General features: G+C 47.1%; 15 protein-coding genes. 4 read left to right on the top strand and 11 right to left on the bottom strand.

The genetic code is table 11. From position 1 onward, the window contains the following. Nucleotides 1-7: 7 nt before the first annotated feature. From RGU72_RS19265 to RGU72_RS19240, 6 genes are all read right to left on the bottom strand, one after another. A complete protein-coding gene (locus RGU72_RS19265) occupies nt 8-1,360 on the bottom strand; it encodes an MFS transporter (RefSeq protein WP_322121283.1) in 1,353 nt (450 codons plus the stop codon). A gap of 146 nt (nt 1,361-1,506) precedes the next feature. Continuing rightward, the gene (locus RGU72_RS19260; RefSeq protein ID WP_322121282.1) at nt 1,507-4,125 is read right to left on the bottom strand and encodes a TonB-dependent receptor; all 2,619 of its coding nucleotides are present in this window, start codon (nt 4,123-4,125) and stop codon (nt 1,507-1,509) included. 582 nt (nt 4,126-4,707) lie between these two features. After that, complete coding sequence (locus tag RGU72_RS19255) at nt 4,708-5,649, bottom strand: family 43 glycosylhydrolase (RefSeq protein WP_322121281.1); 942 nt, start codon at nt 5,647-5,649, stop codon at nt 4,708-4,710. 871 nt (nt 5,650-6,520) lie between these two features. After that, nucleotides 6,521-6,790 carry a hypothetical protein gene (locus tag RGU72_RS19250; RefSeq protein WP_322121280.1) on the bottom strand — a complete coding sequence of 90 codons (270 nt, stop codon included), beginning with the start codon at nt 6,788-6,790 and terminating at the stop codon, nt 6,521-6,523. Between the two features lie 26 nt (nt 6,791-6,816). After that, complete coding sequence (locus tag RGU72_RS19245) at nt 6,817-7,038, bottom strand: hypothetical protein (RefSeq protein WP_322121279.1); 222 nt, start codon at nt 7,036-7,038, stop codon at nt 6,817-6,819. Nucleotides 7,039-7,065: 27 nt separating this feature from the next. Beyond that, nucleotides 7,066-7,242 carry a hypothetical protein gene (locus RGU72_RS19240; RefSeq protein ID WP_322121278.1) on the bottom strand — a complete coding sequence of 59 codons (177 nt, stop codon included), beginning with the start codon at nt 7,240-7,242 and terminating at the stop codon, nt 7,066-7,068. A gap of 260 nt (nt 7,243-7,502) precedes the next feature. Between RGU72_RS19240 and RGU72_RS19235 the strand changes: the two genes are divergently transcribed. Continuing rightward, nucleotides 7,503-8,615: a catalase family protein gene (locus RGU72_RS19235; RefSeq protein WP_322121277.1), complete on the top strand. Its 1,113-nt coding sequence runs from the start codon at nt 7,503-7,505 to the stop codon at nt 8,613-8,615. A gap of 205 nt (nt 8,616-8,820) precedes the next feature. Next, complete coding sequence (locus RGU72_RS19230; protein ID WP_322121276.1) at nt 8,821-10,014, top strand: PHB depolymerase family esterase; 1,194 nt, start codon at nt 8,821-8,823, stop codon at nt 10,012-10,014. A gap of 224 nt (nt 10,015-10,238) precedes the next feature. Here the strand turns inward: RGU72_RS19230 and RGU72_RS19225 are convergent, their stop codons facing one another. The 5 genes from RGU72_RS19225 to RGU72_RS19205 form a co-directional block, all read right to left on the bottom strand. Next, the gene (locus RGU72_RS19225; protein WP_322121275.1) at nt 10,239-12,281 is read right to left on the bottom strand and encodes an AI-2E family transporter; all 2,043 of its coding nucleotides are present in this window, start codon (nt 12,279-12,281) and stop codon (nt 10,239-10,241) included. A gap of 297 nt (nt 12,282-12,578) precedes the next feature. Continuing rightward, nucleotides 12,579-13,889: a glycosyltransferase gene (locus RGU72_RS19220; RefSeq protein ID WP_322121274.1), complete on the bottom strand. Its 1,311-nt coding sequence runs from the start codon at nt 13,887-13,889 to the stop codon at nt 12,579-12,581. A gap of 279 nt (nt 13,890-14,168) precedes the next feature. Then, nucleotides 14,169-17,252, bottom strand: a complete 3,084-nt coding sequence (locus tag RGU72_RS19215; RefSeq protein WP_322121273.1) for an efflux RND transporter permease subunit — start codon at nt 17,250-17,252, stop codon at nt 14,169-14,171. An 11-nt stretch (nt 17,253-17,263) separates the two neighbouring features. Then, nucleotides 17,264-18,391: an efflux RND transporter periplasmic adaptor subunit gene (locus RGU72_RS19210; protein WP_322121272.1), complete on the bottom strand. Its 1,128-nt coding sequence runs from the start codon at nt 18,389-18,391 to the stop codon at nt 17,264-17,266. Nucleotides 18,392-18,498: 107 nt separating this feature from the next. Beyond that, a complete protein-coding gene (locus tag RGU72_RS19205) occupies nt 18,499-20,064 on the bottom strand; it encodes an efflux transporter outer membrane subunit (protein WP_322121271.1) in 1,566 nt (521 codons plus the stop codon). Between the two features lie 356 nt (nt 20,065-20,420). On the opposite strand from RGU72_RS19205, the gene RGU72_RS19200 reads away from it, so the two are divergent. Further along, nucleotides 20,421-21,110, top strand: a complete 690-nt coding sequence (locus RGU72_RS19200) for a response regulator transcription factor (RefSeq protein ID WP_322121270.1) — start codon at nt 20,421-20,423, stop codon at nt 21,108-21,110. 20 nt (nt 21,111-21,130) lie between these two features. Then, entirely contained in the window at nt 21,131-22,483 is a 1,353-nt protein-coding gene (locus RGU72_RS19195) for an ATP-binding protein (protein ID WP_322121269.1), read from the top strand. Nucleotides 22,484-22,542: the final 59 nt, after the last annotated feature.

Genomic DNA, 22,542 nt, shown 5'->3' with positions numbered 1-22,542 from the left:
TCACACCTTAGCCTGCTACATAACCTTTAGTGCGCATTTCGTCTTTCACACCGCTGTAGTAATCGTCATTAATACGGTACTTAAACATCAACAATCCCATGATGAAATGGAACACGCCCGGGATCACCGAAAACATTAAGACAATGCCGGTCAAAGCGAATTGAGTCTGCTCTTGATTAGCCTGGTAATTAAAATAGCTCAGCAAGATACCTACCAAGCCGCCCGCTACTGCCATGCCGATCTTTTGACAAACTGAAATACCGCCGAACGCAAATCCAGAGACCCGCTTACCGGTCTTTACCTGCCCATAATCAATGGTTTCTGCAATCGCCGACCAAAATACAGGTGCATGCAAATCCACTACGAAGGACAATAAAAAATACAAAACAAAAGCTAAAGCCGTATCGCCAGGTTTAACCACCAGATAAATCAATGCGCTGATCAAGGCGACCGCGATTTGTGTATAACGGAATAGTTTTACCTTGCAATAAAATTTGGTGATCCAAGTTGAGGCAACCATCGATAAAATCGCTGCGACAACACCGGTAGATAAAAAAGCAGCGACAGTTTCTGTATTGGCACCCAAATAATATTTAGCGTAATAAATCGCTACTGATCCACGCACCACATAACCGACCGTACCAGTCACACAGACCCCGCATAAAATCAGCCATTGATCGTTGCGTAAGAGTACCGCTAACTGCGAAGACAAAGACTGTTTTTCGACGACATGCAAGACCCGTTCTGTAGTGCTGAAATAGCAAAACAAAAATAAGGCGACACCCATTACTGCCATCACCGCCATTGCAGCCTGGTAGCCGACTGCCGGATTACCAGAGCCCCATTTTTGCGCTAGCAGAGGCACAATAATTGTCACCATAAACGCACCGATTTTGGCAAAAAACAGTCGATATCCGTTCGCCGATAAACGCTCTTTCGGATCATTGGTCAAAGCACTCACCAAGGAGATATACGGAATCCCAACCCCCGCAGTCATCACCGTCATTAATATATAGGTGGAATACGCCCAGACTAATTTGGCGCTGTATTGCCACTCGGGCGTCGTAAACACAAAAAATACACTGACGCCATAAGGCACCGCGAGCCACAATAAATAAGGACGGTAGCGACCAGCGCGGCTGGTGTATCTATCAGTGATTTGCCCCATCCCTAAATCAGCAATCGCACCGACAAACTTAACCAAGACAAAGAGTAAAGCGAGGTCGGTAGTTTTTAAACCATAGATGTCGGTATAAAAAAAAGTAATGATCAGCATCATTGATGAGATCACGACATTTAAGGCCATATCACCTGCCCCAAAACCCACTTTTTCTACTGTCGATAATTTTTGAGTATTCATTTAATTCTCGCCCGGCATAAGTTACCGGTTATATGTTCGTCTCAACCAAAAGGGGCATTGCTGCTATTTAGCAATGCCCCGATGAAATCACCTGCTGGTGTTAATGTGCCTATGTTTTTTACCTGTATGTGTTTAGCTTTGAAAGATTAACCTTTCCAGTTCAAACCTATACCTATCCTGCGGTCATAGCGGCGAGTGTCACGCGGATACACATTAGGATTGCTAAAGTAATCGCTGTACTTAAAGTCCAACAAATTGCTGCCATCTAAAGTGATTGAAAGATTAGGTGTGATCTTATAGCTCAGCGACCCATCCAGCGACGATATCGGTGCAACCGTCAAATCCAAACCGGAATTAGAGGCATTATAAGTATCCACAAATTTAGAACGCCAGTTATAAGCCAAACGTCCAGACCAGCCATTTTTCTCGTACAAAGCGGCAATGTTATAAGAAAATTTTGATAAGCCAGTGAAAGGTTTATCGACTAAAGTCGGGTCAACTGATTTGGTCGTTTTACCTTCCATATAAGTCACGTTCGCCTGCAAACCAAAGCCACCTAACCAGCCAGGCAACTTATCATAAAACTGCTGATACGCGACTTCCAAACCTTGCAATTGTCCGCTGTCGGTATTGTAAGGACGTGTGACCTGATATACCGTTCCCGCGAAAGTTTCCGCTTGTGTTTTATTGAGAATGTAGCCGTCAAAATAATGCTGGAAAACCGCCGCGCTGAGAGATCCCGCTGGTGCAAAATACCACTCAAGTGCGGCATCAAAATTGCGACCTGTTACTGGTTTTAAGTCTGGATTGCCGCCTGTCGCGGTCGGATTGACAGTCACGCCCGCAGTCACATAAGCCGCCCCCGGATTGAGCTGCGCAAAATCGGGACGAGTAATCGTTTTACCCGCTGCCAGACGGGCGATCAGATCTGGTCGCAAATTAAATTTAAAACTCATGCTCGGCAACACATCTGTACTCGAACTGCTTTTTTGTGTCGCAACATAGCTACCGTCAGTCAACAAATTATTGCCTTGCAATTCCTCATCTGTTTTAACTATACGCACACCAATGACTCCGCTGACCGGCACGCTACCCAAGTCGAAACCAACATTTGTTTTTCCATAAAATGCATAGCTTTTTTCAGAGTCCTGGAACATTGATCCCGGATCGAGTGCTTTCGCGCTGGAGGAGCCTGTTACCGCATTGCGAATCGCAGCCGTATTATTGATCAGGAAAGTAGCGCATGGTGTGTACCATTGCGCCAGGCCGTAGTTACCGCCCAAGGCTGGCGATACACAGCTCAAGCCATTGATACTGGCCGCATTAATACCTGGTGGCGCACCTACTCCACCTTCAAATGATTTGATTGATTCAGCCGTTCTGCTAGAGACGCGGACGCCAGCGCTAAACTCTTTAAATAAACCATCGGCCTCCGGCGTATAAAAACCATCCGCACGCCAATCAGTTGAGCCCCCTTTATCACGACCATAACGATCAAATAATTGAAATAAAGAGAAATTTTTCGCATCCTTCATATCAATACCCGTGTATTGAAAATTAGGCGTGCCATTCAAACTGGTATTGACATTGACATTAGGTACCGTGGTATTGGTATCCAGGATCGGATTAGCCCACGTGTATTTGCTCGAGGTAGTAGATATTTCTGAAGTAAATTTTAAGCCCGGACTCGCATTCCACCGGCCACCGACGGCAAACTGCTGTGTCAGCGTATCCGCCTTATTTGCCTGTGTTGAGTCGATCGTAAAAGTGTTATGCGAGGAGATTGTCTGCACCTGATTTGTGCCAGGAATCGTCGTGGTCGTTACTGAATTGCCGAGCCATGGAAGCCCAACAAAAAAATCTGTTTCAAACGTATTTTTATAGCGGGTCGAGATGCCCTCTGCGTACAACTCTACATCCGCATTCGGGCGCCATTGCACAGCAACGTTCTCTGCCAAACGACGACGATTACCAGGAATAGCTTCAATACCCATCACAAAAGGACCTGTGAGATTAGAGCCCTGGCTAGTTGGATTGGTATTAAATGCACGCTCTTCCTGATACTTATTTTCAACATAAGACAGACCGAATAGGGCACCAAATTCGCCATAGGCTGTTTTCCAGCGATTGGATACCATCATCCCGACATTAGGGTCATTGGATTTTGATTTATCACTGTTTTCCAAATGACCATTAGCTGAAAATGTGTAGCCTTTAAAATCGAAAGGCCGGTTGGTGCGGACATCCACTACACCAGCAATACCGCCTTCCACCAAATCGGCGCTTTGGGATTTATACACATCGACCCGCTGCAACATGGTTGACGGGATATCCGCCAAGTTCACATAGCGTCCGTTGGTGGTGTACATTTCTCTACCGTTTAACAACGTAGCAATCCCGGGGAGTCCGCGTATCAATACCGAATTGGCTTCTCCGGCATCACGACGAACCTGAATCCCGCTCACACGCGCCAAAGTCTCGGCAACATTTGTATCGGGGAATTTACCAATATCATCGGCAACAATGGTGTCGATGACCTGATCTGAATTTCTTTTGATTTGCAGTGCACTCTCAGCCGACTTGCGAACGCCCGTGACCACAACTACGACACCTTCGTCAGCAGCGGCAGCAACTGCTTTAGTTTCTTGCGCCCATACAGAAGCACAAGTCAGCATCCCAGCACTAGCTAGTGCCGCCACGGATACTTTTAAAACCAAAGGGCGATAAGGCTTGGCCATATCTGGGCCAGATACGTTACGTTTCATACGTCTCCAATATATTTTTAGTTATGCGCTTCAAGGTCAGGCATTTTTATCTACATGCTCTAAATTCATCTTAAGGTGCACACAAAAATCTCTCCAATCAATTTTTTAGCGTTTTCGATATCAATATCGATATCAGGACTCGCTTAGGAACTAGCCTAGAAGCTCGCTAAGAGCACGACTTCGGAATTGATTGGCTATAACGATGTCAGATCACATCGCCAAAAAGGGCAAACTTGCCCTTGTAAGCCTAGGGAAATTGCCACGCCAGAAAAATTCAGCGCAATTTGTGCCCATATTGTCCAAGCAAGAGGTGATGTAAGCCAGCACGATTTAAGAGCGACACAGATCAGCTCATCGCTCGAGATAGTTTTATTCTGTGTAAAAGCCGTGGGAATTTACAACACTTCTGCTACCAACTGCAACACTCAATGCAATCATCATTGGTAATTATGTCGTGCCAGGTTTGAAGGAGTGGCGAAGGAGTTAGCAAAAAATGATGATCGTAAAGGGCTTCAGGCTCACAACGAAGCGTCATGAGCCTGAAACTGATCCTGACCTAGCGCTGACAAAATAACGAAGAGATTAGTAAGTTGGCCATCCATTCGAGAAATACAGGTCGTTTAAAAATAAGACGCCATTGAAATTATTCTGACTATCCAGTTTATGTCTGGCGAGTACACCGTTACTGACCGACTCTCCGCCAGGAGCAAAAAAACGACCGCCGCCCGCCTCTAAGGTAGTACCGCCAGAATTGAGCATATCGTTACCGCTCATGTCGAGATAAGGGCCGGTAATGCTAGTCGATCTGCCATACGAGATGTGATAAGTGCTGTTGGCTTTTGAGCAGCAAGTACCTTTAGAAACAAACAGGTAGTAGTAGCCACCATTGATCATGACGAAGGCGTTTTCAATCCCGCTACTATCAGAGGCAAGGTGGTATCGGGTACCAATCGGCTTTAATGTGGTTGGATCAACTCTGCTGGTATAAATCCCAGTCCACCAAGACCCAAAAGTCAGCCACGGCTGCCCCGCTTTATCGACTACAAAATTCGGATCAATCGCATTAAAGTTATCGTCACTCTTAGAGGACAACACAAGCCCTTTATCAACCCAGTCGCCCTTGGCAATACTGGATGCAGTAGCAAGGCCGATGGCTGATTTTTGCGATCCAAAGGTCGATATGGCATAGTATAAAATCGCTTTGCCATTATAGACACGCATGTCGGGTGCCCAAACGACCTTAGAATTGCCGTTGTACTGCCCCCACCACGACAAGCCGCCAGCAAATATGCTGCCACCTTGCGTCCAGGCATGCCCGTCAGGCGAGTATTTGACACCAATACCGGTGTCACTGGTTTCAACGATCCACCAAGTGTTACCGTCTTTTATCATACTAGGATCATGCGTCACGACTGCGCCGGTTAACGTCCATGCTGCGGCCTGTGCGCTGGATATTGGCAAGATACTGCTGAGCAAAATACCGACGATTACCGACCATTTTTTGATGCGATTTATCTTGTTCATCGTAGCCTCTATTTTATGTATGTAAATATAATAAGCTCTATATTTACTATGGCGTTTTTGCCAAATGTGGGTGTCTCCCACATTTATACTGCAATAAACGGAATGTCTCGTCCAATCACTTTTTTATGACGATCCATATTGCTATGGGTATCAATCTGAGCTTATCAGTTGACGCTACAACGCGAAGCGATAGCTAAAACTACTGCGACGTCTTTTCTGTCATTGGATGAATTTAAAAACGGAATTGTTTTACGACCAAAAGATGCTCGCCGCTTAAACAGTCTTAGCTAATCTGCGTAGGAAGTCCGCCTTGTCATTACAACGGCAATTTTGCTTAGTGCGGGATTTGTATCTGGCGTTGGGATGCTATTGATTGAGCCAATCTACGGCAACAAAATAGCAATATTGAAGGGGTTTTCTGTTAGAGGAGAAGAAATGATTTTTTCTTAAGGGCTTACTTATTACATCTTTACTGCATCTGGATTCATGGCCCAGCTTCTAGGCTCAGTTGCTAGCTTACATTACCAGGCTGGCCAGGCTGCTTCGGTCATGCTGAGCAAGTGCCTGGCTGTTAGCTCTACAACCTTCTTAGCTATTTACTTATGGTAAAAATCAATATACTCCCCGTAAAATAATAAAAATATCACTTTTAAGCCAATAATTACATGGACAATTAAATATACTTATGGGGAGTATTAATTAATCACAAACCAAACACAAGCCAAGTATCAATCAAAATCTAATTAGAAAAATACAGAAGGATAGTACCGCTAGCGGTGCCGCCTGGTCGTATTCGCCGAACTTATCTCCCAATTAAATGCGATATAAAATGCGATACAAAGGAATTTATAACGTTCTGTAAAACAATCTTTTAAAGTGCTTTTAGATAATAACGATTGCCGTTATTACTCACGATGACGTTATCTTCCAATCTACCCGCAGGTGTGCCGTACATCAGTTTTTGCAGGTCCGCCTTTTTATAAAAGAAAAGGCCATGCCCGGTATTCGTATCCGTCGGATGATCGCCAGGCTCTGCATAATAAACACGGTCTAACAGATAGCCTACCGGGCTTTTCTGATCAGCGTGAGAAAACAAATCGTATTGAACTGCTGCTTGTAAATCTAAGTATTCGTCGCTCATGTGTATTTTCCGGGAATGTTTTAATTTTAATGGGCTTGCGGATCCGACACTCTTCCTAAATACGGTCCTGTAGACTTGTTCCAATGCGTCAGATCTTCACTTGCTTCCGCCTCAGAGTGGAACATTTTCTCTGAAGTAATGGACTTACCCTCGACTTCTTTTTTAGAGTGCGGATCAACATGGAAGTCATACACTCGCCATAACCAAAGACCTTCGGGCGTTTCATGAAATTGTGTTTTAGTAGGCATCATCATTCCTCCAAAAAAACGCAGTCTTTAATTTGAACCAAAAGAAAGTAAACATCCCGCTAACAAGACGATGAAAACTAGGGATAGTGCAGCTACACCGATATCCCGCGCTAGCGTCGTACTCCAAGATGATTTATCGATGTTAAATTCATCGACATCATCAAAAACCAAGTTCATATATTCACTTTCTGTGTGGGTGCGCATAGGATTCTCCATTTTTTGGTTGGCTCTGAGCCTTTCAAAGCTAAGTTCAAATTACGCCCAATATTCTTAGAGATCGGTTCGATAACCCACACAAGTCCTGTTTTTAAGAGATCATCATCTTGCTGATAAATATAAAAACAACAATCAAAGAAAACGCGGGAAATCTTCCTGAATCTTCCTTAAGTGCGTTCACACACAGACTCTGCTCACTCTTAAATCATAAACTCAGCGCCCTACCTCACAATTAACAAGGGTCTGTCATGTCATCTCTTATCCCGCCAGTTTTACCCCTGCCATACAAATCAACTTATGAAGTATCCGAAGAAGAGGAAGATGAAACGCAAATCGGTTTGCTGAAAACTCTAAAACATATTTCAGAAATCACCTACAAAGATTCAGGTCACGCGACCCGCAGTGTGCATGCAAAAAGTCATGGCTTATTGCATGGTGAATTGACGGTGGCAGATAATCTTCCACCTGAGCTGGCGCAAGGGATTTTTGCTCATCCCGGACATTGGCCGTTAGTGATCAGGTTTTCTACGATCCCTGGTGACTTGCTAGACGATGCGGTGTCTACCCCGCGTGGTATGGCAATCAAGCTAATTGGCGTGAATGGGGAACGGTTAGCAGGTAGTGAGGACGATGTCACTCAGGATTTTGTATTGGTCAATGGAAGCCCTACTTTTGGTGCGCCACGGGCAAAAGAATTTTTGGGTAGCTTAAAGTTGTTAGCATCGACTACCGACAAAGCGCCAGGGTTGAAGAAAGTATTGTCAGCAGTTTTACAAAGTACCGAAAAAGTGCTGGAAGCAGTCGGCAGTAAGAGCGGCAAGATTATCGCGATGGGTGGTCATCCCGAAACCAATATTCTAGGTGAAACGTTTTTCAGTCAGGTACCCATTTTATTCGGTACCTACATGGCGAAATTATCTGTGGTCCCTGTATCTGCTGGCTTGGTGGCGCTGACTGGCGCCGCGGTCGATTTAAGCGACAAACCCAATGGCTTGCGTGAGGCAGTAGTCGACTTCTTTGCGCACAACAATGCTGAATGGGAATTGCGCGTGCAGCTTTGTACTGATATAGAAAAAATGCCAATTGAAGATGCCTCAGTGGCCTGGCCAGAGGAGCTCAGTCCTTACCTGACCGTCGCCCGCATATCGGTGCCGTCCCAAGTCGCCTGGAGCGAAGGCCGCTCAAAAGCCATTGATGACGGCATGTCGTTTAGTCCTTGGCATGGCGTTGTTGCACACCGACCTTTAGGATCTATCATGCGCATACGAAAAGCAGCATATGAAATGTCGGCTAAATTCCGAGCAGAACATAATAGACTAGTGGTGACTGAGCCTACTAGCTTGGACGACCCCTCACTCTAAGTAGCGCATAATCGTTGGCTTCAAAGCAATTATTGGAGCCATTTTTATCTATTGGCTGTATAGTCATGTTGCTGATTACGTCGTTGACAGGACTTACGTAAAACCGCTCCAGCTGCGTTGTAGCGCCTCGCCGGGATCATTTTGCGTAAGTCCTGTTCTGATAGAAAAACAATGCAATCTTCAGCCGGATCAACAGAGAGCTATTATGCGTAAAAATAAAAACTGGGCTGCTCAATTAAAAACCATCACAAAGCTATTCCGCCTTCCCCGCTCAAGTGGACTCGGTGGCCTCAACGGTCTGAGCAAGGTCATCATGCCATTTAAGCACGTTGTGAAGAAGCGACCTAAGAAATTACCAGCCTTCAAATTGCCCAATATAAGTGCCCTTGATATCTCTAAACCCATCAGCGATTTAATTGATGCCACTAAACTAAAAGTACCGGCCACTTGGCCATATAGCCAAACGGCGTTAGACGATATCGTTAATAAGGCTGGCGCAGCAGGACAGTTTTTGACCAGATCATATGTAAAGCAAATTCCTTCTCACACGTATAAAATTTTTATCCCTGGCAATACCGATGGTAAGGATTTGCCACTGCTCATCATGTTGCATGGCTGCACCCAGAATCCAGATGATTTTGCAGCAGGCACAGCGATGAATGAGATTGCGGAAGAGCAAAAATTCATAGTCGCCTACCCAGCACAAACTCAAGCTGCCAATGCACAAAAATGCTGGAATTGGTTCCGGACTAGCGATCAGTTGCGCGGGCAAGGGGAGCCATCCATTATTGCTGGTATCACGGAAGAAATCATCCATGATTACCCGGTAGATACGACCCGCGTATATATCGCGGGCTTGTCTGCTGGCGGCGCAATGGCGGTTACGGTGGCAACGTTGTATCCAGATATTTATGCGGCGGTTGGAGTGCACTCTGGATTACCTTATGCCTCTGCAAATAATATACCCTCGGCCTTGTCAGCAATGCGACAGGGCAGCTATAGAGCAAAGTACCAACAAGTAGAAGAGTCAATTCAGACTACCATCCCGATTATTGTTTTTCATGGTGACAAGGACCGTACAGTTAACGCCAATAATGGCGATCATCTGATTAAGCAGAATATCGCCGCTCAAGACGTAGAAATCGATCCAGAATCACCTCAGAATATCTCGATACAAACAGGCAAGACACATGGTGGATACACTTACTCGACAACCTGTTACCACGACAGTGAGGGCCATTCCATCGCAGAGCACTGGGTGATCCATGAGGCGGGACATGCCTGGTCTGGCGGAAACCCCGCTGGCAGCTACACTGACCCTAAAGGCCCTGATGCCTCACGAGAAATGCTGCGGTTTTTTTTGAGTCATCAGTCTTGCCAACCTAGAAACGGTGGTTGACCAGATGCAAAAAGGTAAAACATCAAGACATCTCAACACAAGGGTGTCTTGCTGTTATGTGCATTGACATTCAAGCTACATGTAGGCACCAAAAAGAACCATCTCTGAATATACTCCCCCCAAAAATTAAATAAATCGCCCTATAGACTAATTAATCATTAAACGATTTAAAATACCCAGCAGGAGTATATTAATTACATCATTACAATAGCATCAGAAAAAATCTAACTCACCGTGCTGGAAACCGGCATGATCTCAAGACAAGTTTGCAGCGCTTCCTGGTAAGACCTGACTATCTGATCAGTACCGGCAACCTCTTGCAAAACACCTTCAGTTTCATCAAACGGATTGGCTAGCAAGACCGCTACGATCTTGACGTGTGGCAGTTGGCTACGTAATTTGGCGGCAGTGGATTCTAAATGTTGTTGAGCTTTGATCGGATCGGCACAGACAAAACAGATCATGGAAATGATGTCAGGAGTCGAATCCGGTGGTGGTGGCAACCCAAATTCTTCCATAGAGATATGACGTGCATCAATATGCTGTGCCCGTAGAACTCTCACCAGTATTTCTGCGGCCAGTTCATCTGTGATGTCGTTTAGTCCTATACTCAGCAAAATGGATCCGGCGGGAGCATTCATCGGTCCTTGCCACTGTCCGATTATCCGTTCGCGCTGACTACGTAATTGCCGCCCTAAGGTCATTCCTTCCAATAAAGAAGTACGGGAATAATGCTTCCACCATTTTCTGTTCTCACTCAACTCCTGAAGCACCGATGCAATCGCGTTACTGACTTTGATTTGCTCCGCCTTGGTGATCGCCCTGTCAGTAAAATCCATTTTTGCCAAATGTAAGGCTGGAACCAATACCGTGTCGCAATAGGCACTAAACGACTTGCGTTTTAAGAAGCGGCGGGCGTTGGCGATAATTTCTTGTGCATCACCGGCTAAGGCGCGCTGGTAAAAATTTTCTGGCATGGTGAGTGCAGGTATCTCACCCAACAATACTTCTAAAAAATTCAGCGAGCTGATATAGCGCCCGGCGACCACCAGACAAAGCGTCAGCGGGGTGGATAACACTAAACCTACCGGCCCCCATAACCAGCTCCAGAAGATGGCCGCGATCACGACGGATAATGGCGATAATCCGGTGGTGTGTCCGTACAGATGCGGCTCTATCAATTGGGAAATCACCAACTCCACCACAAAAAACAGACTGATCGTCATCAGCGCCAGCGACCATCCTGGCGCGATTGCAGCGGCTAACAAGGTCGCACAGACCGCAGCAATCCAGACGCCGACATAGGGGATGAATCGCAAAATAGCAGCCATCGCGCCCCACAGCAAGGCTTGCGAAAGCCCGATGACGCTCAGCCCTAACCAGATCAGCAAACCCACCGCAATGTTCACTCCGAACTGAGATAAGAAAAACCGGGAAAGCCGCTCGCCAGCGTCATTGACTGCAATGGTGGTCTCGCGTAAATCATGCTTGCCGATGAGCCGGATAAAACGATCCCGCAGGGCTTCGTGCTCAAGTAAGACGAATATCAGGACAACAAAGACAATACCGGTGGTCTCGATTGGTCCCCATATTGAGTTAAATATTTTTTCTATTAGCTGGAAAGGCTTTAACGGCGGCGAACGTATTTCCACTGGTATGGGAGTAATACTTTTAGTGGCGGTGATCATTTCTCCGGTAGTTGTTCCTGCGTTTGTTCCTACGCTTGTTCCTGCATGCACTCCACCATTGGCTGCGACGTTGATGGAACTAGCCGCGGTACTATTTGCAGCCTTGTTGGCTCCATGCTTAGGATTACTAGCGACCTTAGTCGGGGTCTCTGCCGGAGCCAAACTCTCTGGCACGCTGCTAACTGGTTTTGAATAGTCCGATAAACCATCCATCACCCGGTCTGCCTGTCCGGTCAGTGCGTTCAGTTTGCCCAGCGTTAACTGATCCAGTGCGCGGAGTTTGCCACGGATGGTCTCTTCATATTTTGGCAGGCTAGCACCCATTTGTATCACCTGCACGCCAACCAAAATACACAAAGTACTCAGCGCCAGCGTGAGCGTGACGACCGACACAATCACCGACGCCGCATGCCCAAAACCAATGTGTCGCATACGCCGGATAAGAGGTGCAATCAACAAACTCAAAATCACAGCTAAGGTAATCGGGATCAGAAACTCTCTGCCAAAATAAAGCATACCAAGCACCGTCGCCGCACCAACGAGTTTGGCTAACTTGTCCGGCGATGTTTTGGGGTTCATGAAATTAAGCAAGGTAGTTCCTGTCGGTGATCTGAATTAATGATCCAAATATGTGAACAAATTAAGCGATGTAGGTACCCGAAAGATTGTACATGGCGATTCGCAAAAAATACGCGTTCAATGATTCTTTTGAGCAAAGATATAGCGATATAAATCGTGTTGGACGATTACAAATATCTAAGGACATAAACATATACTCCCCATAAATATTTATAAATATGCCCTGTTGACCAATAATTGTATGGACAACCTACATATACAGATAAGGAGTATATTCATTCGCCTTAAATTACTCGTCTAAGATTCAGTGACCAAACCGCTTGTAGAAGATGGCCGACTGATACAAGCCTCCAGCAATTTAACGGCCACGTCCACACCATTCTCCTGCGCCATTGCCTGAGCAATTGTTGCTGCGCGGTTTGCCATGTCTGGCGATGCCAATACCTTAGCGATAGCGGCTGCTAGACGCTTTGCAGAAAGTCGCTTACGGGTCAGTTTTGGTCCGGCGACACCAAGTCGTTGTAGCTCTGCGCCCCAAAAAAATTGATCAGCGATATGAGCAACTACCACCGATGGTCGCCCTGCGCGCAGGCTAGCCTGCGTGGTTCCAGAGCCGCCGTGATGGACGATCAAAGCGCAGCGCGGGAAGATAATTTGATGAGTAGAACGCTGTAACTTGAAGACGTTTGTGCTGCAATCAAACACCGACAAATCGTCCCAAGGCAGTTGGAATATAGCGCGGCAACCGACACGCTTAACCGCCTCATTCCAAAGCGCTACGGTCTGCTGGATGTAATTCAAATGATGAATCATCATACTGCCAAAGCAGAAATAAACAGGTGGGTTTCCAGCAGCAATAAATTCTTCCAGCCCGGCCGGTGACGCAGCTTGCGGTAAACCTTTTGGTAAGTTAAGAAAGCCGCAGACGCTGTGTGTGCCCTTCCAGTCAGGTGGCACATGAAAGATGCTGGGGCTGACCGCAATCAGATTCAATCGCTCAGATACCCAGCTCTGCTGGATGACATCGGTATTGGGAATCAGGTTTTCTCTGTGCCTGAGCGCATTCACTCGCGGCAAAAAAATATGATTCAGAATAACGCGCACTATTTTCCATGCGAAGGGATAACTCCAAGACCCAAAGTCAGGGAATCCTCCCGGGCACAAAAACGCCGATGGCTGCAAACTATGGACAAGATTGATCGTCACAATCGGCGTTGCAGATTTCTCCGCAGCGGCTCGTAAGGGATGCAAGAAAAAATGTCCCACCACCAGATCATTATTGGCGCACAGCTCTTTTGCCGCAGCAAACATCTGCTCCATCACCGGATCAAATCCAAAACTCAGGATCATCTCGGTTTGCGTGATCAGATTACGCGTACCAATCATTTTTCGCCAAAGTTGCTCCATCACTTCTGGCGACATTTCCTCGGTGCCAAGTACATTAATCAACGTAAATCCGAACTGCTCAGAATACTTGCTGTAATCCCGCCCCTCATTATCAGTCACGAGCAAAGTCACAACATGCCCAGCCTGTACTAAGCCTGCCGCCAATGCGATAAATGGCTGGACATCGCCTTCACTGCCCCATGTTTGTAAACCGATTTTCAATTGAGCATCCGCTTTAATTTAATTTGATTAATTGTTGTTAATCACAAAAAAAAATCCTAATCAGCTTAGAGAAATCTAAGCGATGTAATAAAAAACCCACCTTGATTAAAAGGTGGGTTTTGCTTTACTTCCGTTCTTCGTGTCACTATTGCTTTCACTATTAATTGGCTTTTTGCTTCGTTCTTTTTGACATCTGCTTAACTAGACAATTAACTGCAAAATTAACTACATAATTAACTGCACAAATATCAGATAAAACTAGCAGAGCAAACCCATTAATTACACCAATTTTGGCACTGTATTGTCGTCGCGGTGGCTAGCATCCACTGGCTCGGCAGGCGTCTCAGCAACATGTTTTCCTGAGATCGCAAGATACATTGCAGGCACCACAAACAAGGTGAACAGTGTGCCGATGGAGAGTCCGGTAAAAATCACCAGACCCATCGCATGACGACCTGCTGCGCCTGCGCCGGACGCGATCACCAGAGGTAATACGCCGAACACCATCGCTGCGGTAGTCATCAGAATCGGGCGCAGACGTTCGCCAGCAGCTTCTTCAATCGCGTCACGTTTACTCAAGCCTTTTTTACGTAACTGATTCGCAAATTCAACGATCAAGATACCGTGCTTACTAATCAGCCCCATCAAGGTCACCAAACCAACCTGAGTATAAATATTGACCGAAGAGAAGCCCCAGAAGATGAAAATCATCGCGCCAAATAAAGCCAATGGTACCGAGACCAAAATCACGATCGGATCGCGGAAGCTTTCAAACTGCGCCGCTAATGCGAGGAAAACGATAATCACCGCAAACGCCATCGTCACCAGAAAGCCGCCTGATTCGCTCTTGAACTGACGCGACTGTCCAGCGTAATCTACGGTGTAGCCAACAGGCGCAATCTCTTTGACCAAGCCACTCAGATAAGTCAATGCCTCATCTTGCGATACGCCTGCTACGCCAGAAATAGTTGCCGAGTTCAACTGCTGAAACCGGTTAATCGCCTCTGGTACCACGCTGGTGGTGATGTGAGCCACGGTACTTGCCGGTATCATGCTACCGGTTGGTGTGCGGATATAAAAATCGAGCAAATTCTCTGGATTTAAACGGTCCACCTGCTGCACTTGCGGTATCACTTTGTAGGAGCGACCAGCGATGGAGAAGTAATTTACATAACCACCACCTAAGGCCGCGCCCAAAGCCTGACCCACATCTTGCTGCGTCATTCCTAGCGCAGTAATTTTGTCGCGGTCAACTTCCAGAGTGGCTTGCGGTTTATCCAGTTTTAAATCCACGTCCATAAAGTAAAACTTACCGGAGGTACGAGCTTTGTCCATCACTTGTTGAGTAACTGAATTTAAGTTTTCAAAAGGCTCGGTCGTCGTGATCAAAAACTGGATCGGCAAACCGGATGAACCAGGCAATGCAGGGAACTGGAAGGCTGCGATTCTGGCACCGGCAATCTTGTTCCACTTTGCTTGCAAGTCTTGCTGAATTTGCTTGGCACTGCGGCCACGTTCGCTCCAGTCTTTCAGCAAGACGCCGCCAATACCAGCATTGGTCGTTGGCACGCCGGTGATCTGGAACATCTGCTTGTATTCCGGCATGTCATGCGCCACTTTAAATACCTGATCGGCGTAAGTTTGCATCTGGTCGGATGTCGCTGTTGGCGCACCGACGACTTGTGATAAGACGATGCCCTGATCTTCTTCTGGCGCCAGTTCAGACTGCGACATCTTAAACATCAGTCCCAAGCATAAAATCAGAATCACGCTCATCACAATCAGCACAGGCCAGGTATTTAACAAGCTATGCAAAATACGTAAATATCTGCCGCGAACTTTTTCAAAGGTATGGTCAATGTATTTTGCGAAACGGCCATTAGTTTGCTCCATCTTAAAGAAGCGGGAGCACATCATCGGTGATAAGGTCAAGGCGACGATACCAGACATGGCAACCGCGCCAGCCAGAGTAAAAGCAAACTCAGTAAACAAAGCACCGGTTAAACCACCCTGGAAACCGATAGGGACATACACTGCAATCAGCACGACGGTCATTGCCAAAATCGGCGAGGCCAATTCACGTGCCGCAAGCAAGGAAGAGTCCATGATGGACTTGCCTTCTTTCATGTGTCTATCGACGTTTTCGACCACGATAATCGCATCATCCACTACCAGACCAATCGCTAGCACCAGCGCGAGTAAGGTCAGTAAATTGATGGAGTAGCCAAACATCAGCATCACGAAGAAAGTACCAATAAGTGACAGCGGCATCGCAATCACAGGCACCATCACCGCGCGGAAACTACCGAGGAACAAGTAGATCACCACCGTCACAATTAACAGCGCTTCTAACAACGTTTTGACGACTTCTTCGATCGAGGTGTTAATGAACTCGGTGGAGTCATACACGATCTGCCCGGTAAGACCAGATGGTAATTGCGATTGAATTCCCGGGAAAGCCGTGCGAACGCGTTTTGCGACATCAAGGATGTTCGCTTCCGGCGCTACTTTAATACCGATAAACACCGAACGAACGCCACTAAACGCCACGTTAAAGTCATAATTTTCTGACCCCAGAGTGACGGTAGCAACATCCTCCAAACGGACAATTGCGCCGTTATTTTGCTTGATTGCCAGCTTCTTAAATTCCTCAACCGAGTGTAAATCCGTACCCGCGGTTAAAGGCACTGTCACCATTTGGCCTTTGGAGGCGCCCAATGCGGTCAGATAATTATTGGAGGCTAAGGCAGTACTGACATCAGCTGCGGTAACGCTAAATGCCGCCATTTTTTGTGCGTCCAGCCAAGCACGCAGAGCAAATTGGCGGGCACCTAACAGCTCGGCGGTTTGTACGCCTTCAATCGAATCTAACTTTGGCTTAACAACGCGGATCAAAAAATCAGTCACGTTATTAGTTGGCAAAGTGTCGCTATAAAAGCCCATATACATCGCATCCGTGGTCTGACCGGTTTGTACAGTCAAAACTGGTTGCTGCGCTTGTGCAGGTAACTGGTTTTTAACCGAATTAACCTGGGTGCTGATTTCAGTCAAAGCCCGGTTCGCATCGTAGTTAAGACGCAAGGTTGCGGTAATTGTTGATACGCCACTGGAGCTGGAGGAAGATAAATAATCAATCCCCTGCGCCTGCGCAATAGCAGACTCTAATGGCTGCGTGATAAAGCCAGCGATGGTCTGCGCGTCAGCACCAAAGTAAGTCGTCGAGATAGTGACCACCGCATTTTGAGTATGCGGATATTGGTTGACGGGTAAGCTAAACAAAGACCGCATACCGAGTACCACAATCAGCAAACTCACGACGATGGCGAGTACCGGACGCTTGATAAAAATGTCGGTAAATTTCATCTTGACTCCTTTTAGTGTTCTTGCGGAGTTGGATTGGGACTATTTTTCGGCTGGACAGAATTATCGATCAGCACTGGCGTACCATTCTTCAATTTAAGCTGTCCGCTGGTGACGACCATTTGTCCGACTTCTATCCCTTTTAATACGGCAACCTGATCACCACGAGTAGCGCCAGTGGTCACGAATACTTGTTGGGCGACTTTAGCGACCTCACCTTTTTCATCTTTTTTGTCGCTGTCTTTAATTACAAATACAGTGGAGCCGTAAGGATTGTAGGTAATCGCTGTTTGCGGCAACGTGATAAATTTATTTTTGTCGCCGACATCAATTGCCACATTGCCGAACATACCCGGCAAGAGCAATTGTTTTTGATTGTTCAAGGTTGCTTCTACCTGAACATTACGGGTTGCTACATCGATTTTTGGATTGATGGAAGAGATTTGTCCCTGGAAATCCTGACCTGGAAAAGCATCACTCAAGAGCTTAAGACTTTGCCCAACTTTCAGCGAAGCGATTTGTTTTTGCGGCACAAAGAAGTCCACAAAAATAGGATCAATCGTCTGCAAGCTGACTAACTTGTCACCCGGATTAACGAACTGACCCGGATTTACAGTGCTGATCCCCAAGCGACCTGCGAATGGTGCGCGAATAGTTTTTTTCTCGACGTTGGCGGCTTGTTGGGCGACCAAAGCGCGTTTGCTTTTTAAGTCGGCCATATCAGAATCAACTTGTGCCTGACTAACACCCTCTGCCGCCAATTGCGCCTGATCGCGCTTGAGGACAGTAGCAGATAATTCTGCTGATGCCTCCAAAGAGCGCAGTTGTGCGATGTCAGAATCCGCGTTGAGCTGTATCAAGATGTCGTTATGCTTTACATTTTGACCGGACTTAAATTTTACGTCGCGTACCAGACCAGCGATTTCGGAGCTGATGTCGACGCCACGATAAGCTGTGACTGTGCCGACGGAAGAAATCTGCGGCTGCCACTCTAAGGTTTCTGCTTTTATCGTGCTAACGGTTTGTGCGCCAGGCTTGGGCGCACTGGCGATTAATTGTTTAATTTGTAGATACTTGCCGAACGCCAGGCCAACGATCAACAACACCACGCAGCCGAGCATGATAAACATACGCTTTGTCATGAATACTTCCCCTTTAATATACTAATCCGGTCACGAATACGATTAAGAAGCGTGACTCAATTCATATCACTTCAATACATCTCATTAAAATTCGAGAACCACAAGATTTATTCTGCGCTTGCCGCTTTATTGTCGGTAATAGCGGAACCGGTAGCGCTGGAAATATCCATCAACGCCGGACGGTTCCACCACCCACCACCCATAGACTGAAATAAAGCCGCCGTATCCGCATACCGGTTTGCCTGCGCCTGAATCAGACTGACACGCGCTGTTTGATAAGTGCGCTTGGCATCGAGCAAGGTCAGAGAGCTAACACTACCCAATTTGTACTGTTTGGTCGTCAAGTCCAAGGTTTCTTTGGCGATGGATTCAACATCTGCTTGCTGCTTTAAAGTTTGCGCATCGAACTCTAAAGCGCGCAAACTATCCGCCACATTTTGGAAAGCCGATAACACCGTAGAACGATATTGCGCTGCCGCCTGGTCGTAGGATGCCACTGCTGCACGACGCTTAGCTGAGAGGGAGCCGGCATTAAAAATCGGTGCCGTCAAACCGCCAGCCAGGCTCCAGAAACTCATATTTTCGCTGAACAGATTATTGGTTTTAGTCGATGCAAAACCATAACTACCAGTGAGAGAAAATTGTGGATACTGATTGGCCGTTGCAACACCGATTTGGGCGCTGGCTTGATGTAATAAGCTTTCAGCCGCGCGAATATCTGGACGTTGGCGCACCAATGCGGAGGGGATAGATACCGGTAACTCTTGCGGCAATTGCAGTGCGTCCAGATTAAATTCAGGCAAGCCCGGATCACTAGGTAAGCGCCCCGCATACACTGCCAGTTGATTACGCGTTTGCTCTAAGGATTTTTGCAGGCCGGGCAAACTCGCACGGGTCTGAGCAACCAAATTGCGCTGAGATAAAAACGAGGATTTGGCAATCGCACCGACTTTAAATTGCTGCTCAATCACTTCCAGCTGCCTGGACTGCGCATCGAGTATCTCTTGCGTCGCTTGCAATTGCGCCCGATAAGACGCTTCGCGTATCGCGGTGGTAACCAGATTGGATGTCAGTGTCAGATACGCTGCCTCGACCTCATAACGCTGATAATCAATACCCGCTTGCAGGCCTTCCAGTCCGCGCTTATTTGCACCAAATACATCCACTGTGTAAGAGACATTAACGGAGGCATTGTATAAATTGAAGATGGTGCCGCCCGGAATGCCTGTAGATACCGCCGAGGCATGTTCGCGTTCACCATTGAGGCTACCAGTCACAGTAGGAAATTGGCTTGATCCATACTGGGCGTTGTAGTTCTCTTGTGCTTGTCGCAATGCCGCCTGGGCAGATGCCAGCGTTGGACTCTTTGTTAAAGCGTCGCGGATTAATTTGTCTAGTGCTTCAGAGCGGAATACTTGCCACCAGGCTGCTGGAATATCCTGCCCGCTCACCAAGGTTTGTGACGTCCCTGCATTACCTGCCGATGCCTCGGTCTGGCTCGCTGTGGGCGATGGCGTATAAGAATAATTCTCTGATTTGACTGGTGCTGCTGGCGCAGTAAAGTTGGGGCCAACTGCGCATCCGCTGATGAGTAGGCTGAGAGCGATGGTTCCGCCAGCGCCACGAGCCAATGATTGCAGAGAAACTTGCTTGCAGATCCTTGTTTTTTTCAATTTCCACACTCCCGAATACGCAAATAGTTTGGCATTAACATTACTGACTTTAAAGTCAGATAAAGATATTACCTGAATACTTGATGAGTGTTTTGAATAATTAGTAAAGTTAGGTAAATATTTTTGTGTGACTTACGCAAAATTGTCCTGCAAGGCGCAACCACGACGACAGTTTTAGGACGGACAGGCGCTGCAACGCGGTTTTGGGCGGTTTTGCGAAAGCCCTGGCGACAATATACTACTACCATGTATATATAAGCAGTCCAGATATTATATGGACAACAAGCCATATTTATTTAAAATAATAGGGAGTATATTAAAATCAATGTTATTACCCCGTCAGCGGAGCGAAATAAATGCGGATTTTATTGGTAGAAGATGATCAGATGATAGGCGAGGCGATCAGAACCTCTTTGCGTCAGCTTGAGTATGTCGTTGATTGGGTGCGGGACGGTGGCTTGGCGGATTCTGTTTTACAGACTGAGCATTTTGATCTGGTGTTGCTGGATTTAGGCTTGCCAGGCAAAGACGGGATTGAAGTTGTGCGTAGCTTGCGTCTTCGCAAGGTGAGTATACCGGTCATCATCATCACTGCCCGCGACGGATTAGAGGATAGGATTAAGGGATTGGATGCGGGCGCTGATGATTATGTGATCAAGCCGTTTGCGATTGAAGAACTGGCAGCGCGTCTGCGCTCTGCCCTGCGGCGCAGCTCTGGGCAAACTGAGCCTGCGATCCAGATCGGCGATGTGATAATTAATCCTGCGACGCACGAGGTCAAACGCCATGATGTGACGGTATCTTTGTCAGCCCGTGAATACGCAATGATCGAGGCTTTGTTGCTGCGACCCGGTGCGATTTTGTCGCGCGCACAGTTAGAGGAACGCATGTACGGCTGGGGTGAGGAGGTTGAAAGTAATACGGTCGAAGTGTATATCCATTCGGTACGGCGCAAACTCGGCACCAGCTTTATTCAGAATGTACGTGGGGTTGGTTACTTTATTCCTAAGCCGACATCAACTACAACATCAACTCCTACGACGTAACAACAACGCACAGTTTCTCGATGAAAATTACTTCAATACGCGCAAAATTATCGGTCTTTTTGATCGCTGCAGCCATACTCACAGCATTGCTAATAGGTTTGATCACTTATCGGCACACACTAAAAGAAAATGAAGATTTGCTGGATTACCAGTTGCGTCAGATTGCCTTGTCATTGCGCGACCAGGGCGTTGTTGCCGACCCGTCGTATTACCAGCAAGGGGACGCGTTAGATGTCGTGATACAGATCTGGAATAGCAATGGCAGCATGCTGTATTTATCGGTACCGGGCGCACCTTTATTTGATCGCGCAACATTGGGCTTGACCGACGTGGATGTGCAGCTCAATATAAGTTTGAACACCTATCCAAAACGCTGGCGGGTATTTAGCGTTGCTACCAGAGACAGGATTATTCAAGTCGCACAACCGCTAGATCTGCGCACCGACCTCGCCGCAACAGCAGCACTGCGCAGCCTGACGCCGCTACTGGCATTTGTGCCGCTGATGGCGCTATTAATCTGGTGGACCGTAGGCAATTCTTTATTACCCTTGCAGCGAGTCGCCAACGAGGTAGAACAACGCGATGCCCGTAGTCTGGAGCAAGTAGCGGAGACCGATTTACCGAGCGAAGTGGTACCGCTGATCACGGCCCTCAACTCACTACTGGCGAGGTTGCAGCAAGCGTTCTCTAGCCAGCGCGCGTTTGTAGCGGATGCAGCACATGAGCTGCGCTCGCCACTGACGGCACTCAAACTGCAATTACAATTATTGGGCAATGCGCCGGATGATGCCGCAAAAAAGCAAGCCTTGGACCAACTCAACCAAGGGGTAGATCGCTCTAGTCACTTAATAGAACAACTATTGATTGCAGCACAAACCGATCCGGCGGACACGCAAATCCAATTGCAAGCCTACGCGCCATCGACCAATATCGCAGAGCTGACGCGGCAGACAATTGCCGATCTTTTCCCAATTGCGCAATCGCGGGAATTACAGCTTGAGTTAGCTGCACCAGAACAATTGCTGATCCCTGTTGACGCCGCACGTTTAAGCATCCTGATCCGCAACCTGATCGACAACGCCATCCGCTACACGCCGAACGGCGGGCAAGTACACACCAGCGTGATTGATCACGGATCGCAAGTTGAATTATTGGTAGAAGATTCCGGCCCCGGGATCGCACCATCTGATCGTGAGCGGGTATTCAGCCGGTTTTATCGCTTAAACAATCACCCAAGCCAACAAACGGGGAGCGGCTTGGGATTATCGATTGTGAAGAATATTGTGGACCAACACGGCGCCCAGATTACGCTAACTAGTTCAGCTTTAGGTGGTCTGAAAGTAAGTGTTATTTTTCAAGCTAGTTCAAATTAGTTCAAGCTGCACCGATGGTTACTTGGTGTTGGGAAAAGCTTTGCGGTAATTTCCCCGAC

This window comes from Undibacterium sp. 5I1, assembly GCF_034314085.1.
Lineage (GTDB): Bacteria > Pseudomonadota > Gammaproteobacteria > Burkholderiales > Burkholderiaceae_D > Undibacterium.
This window is presented reverse-complemented; position numbering and strand designations above follow the sequence as displayed.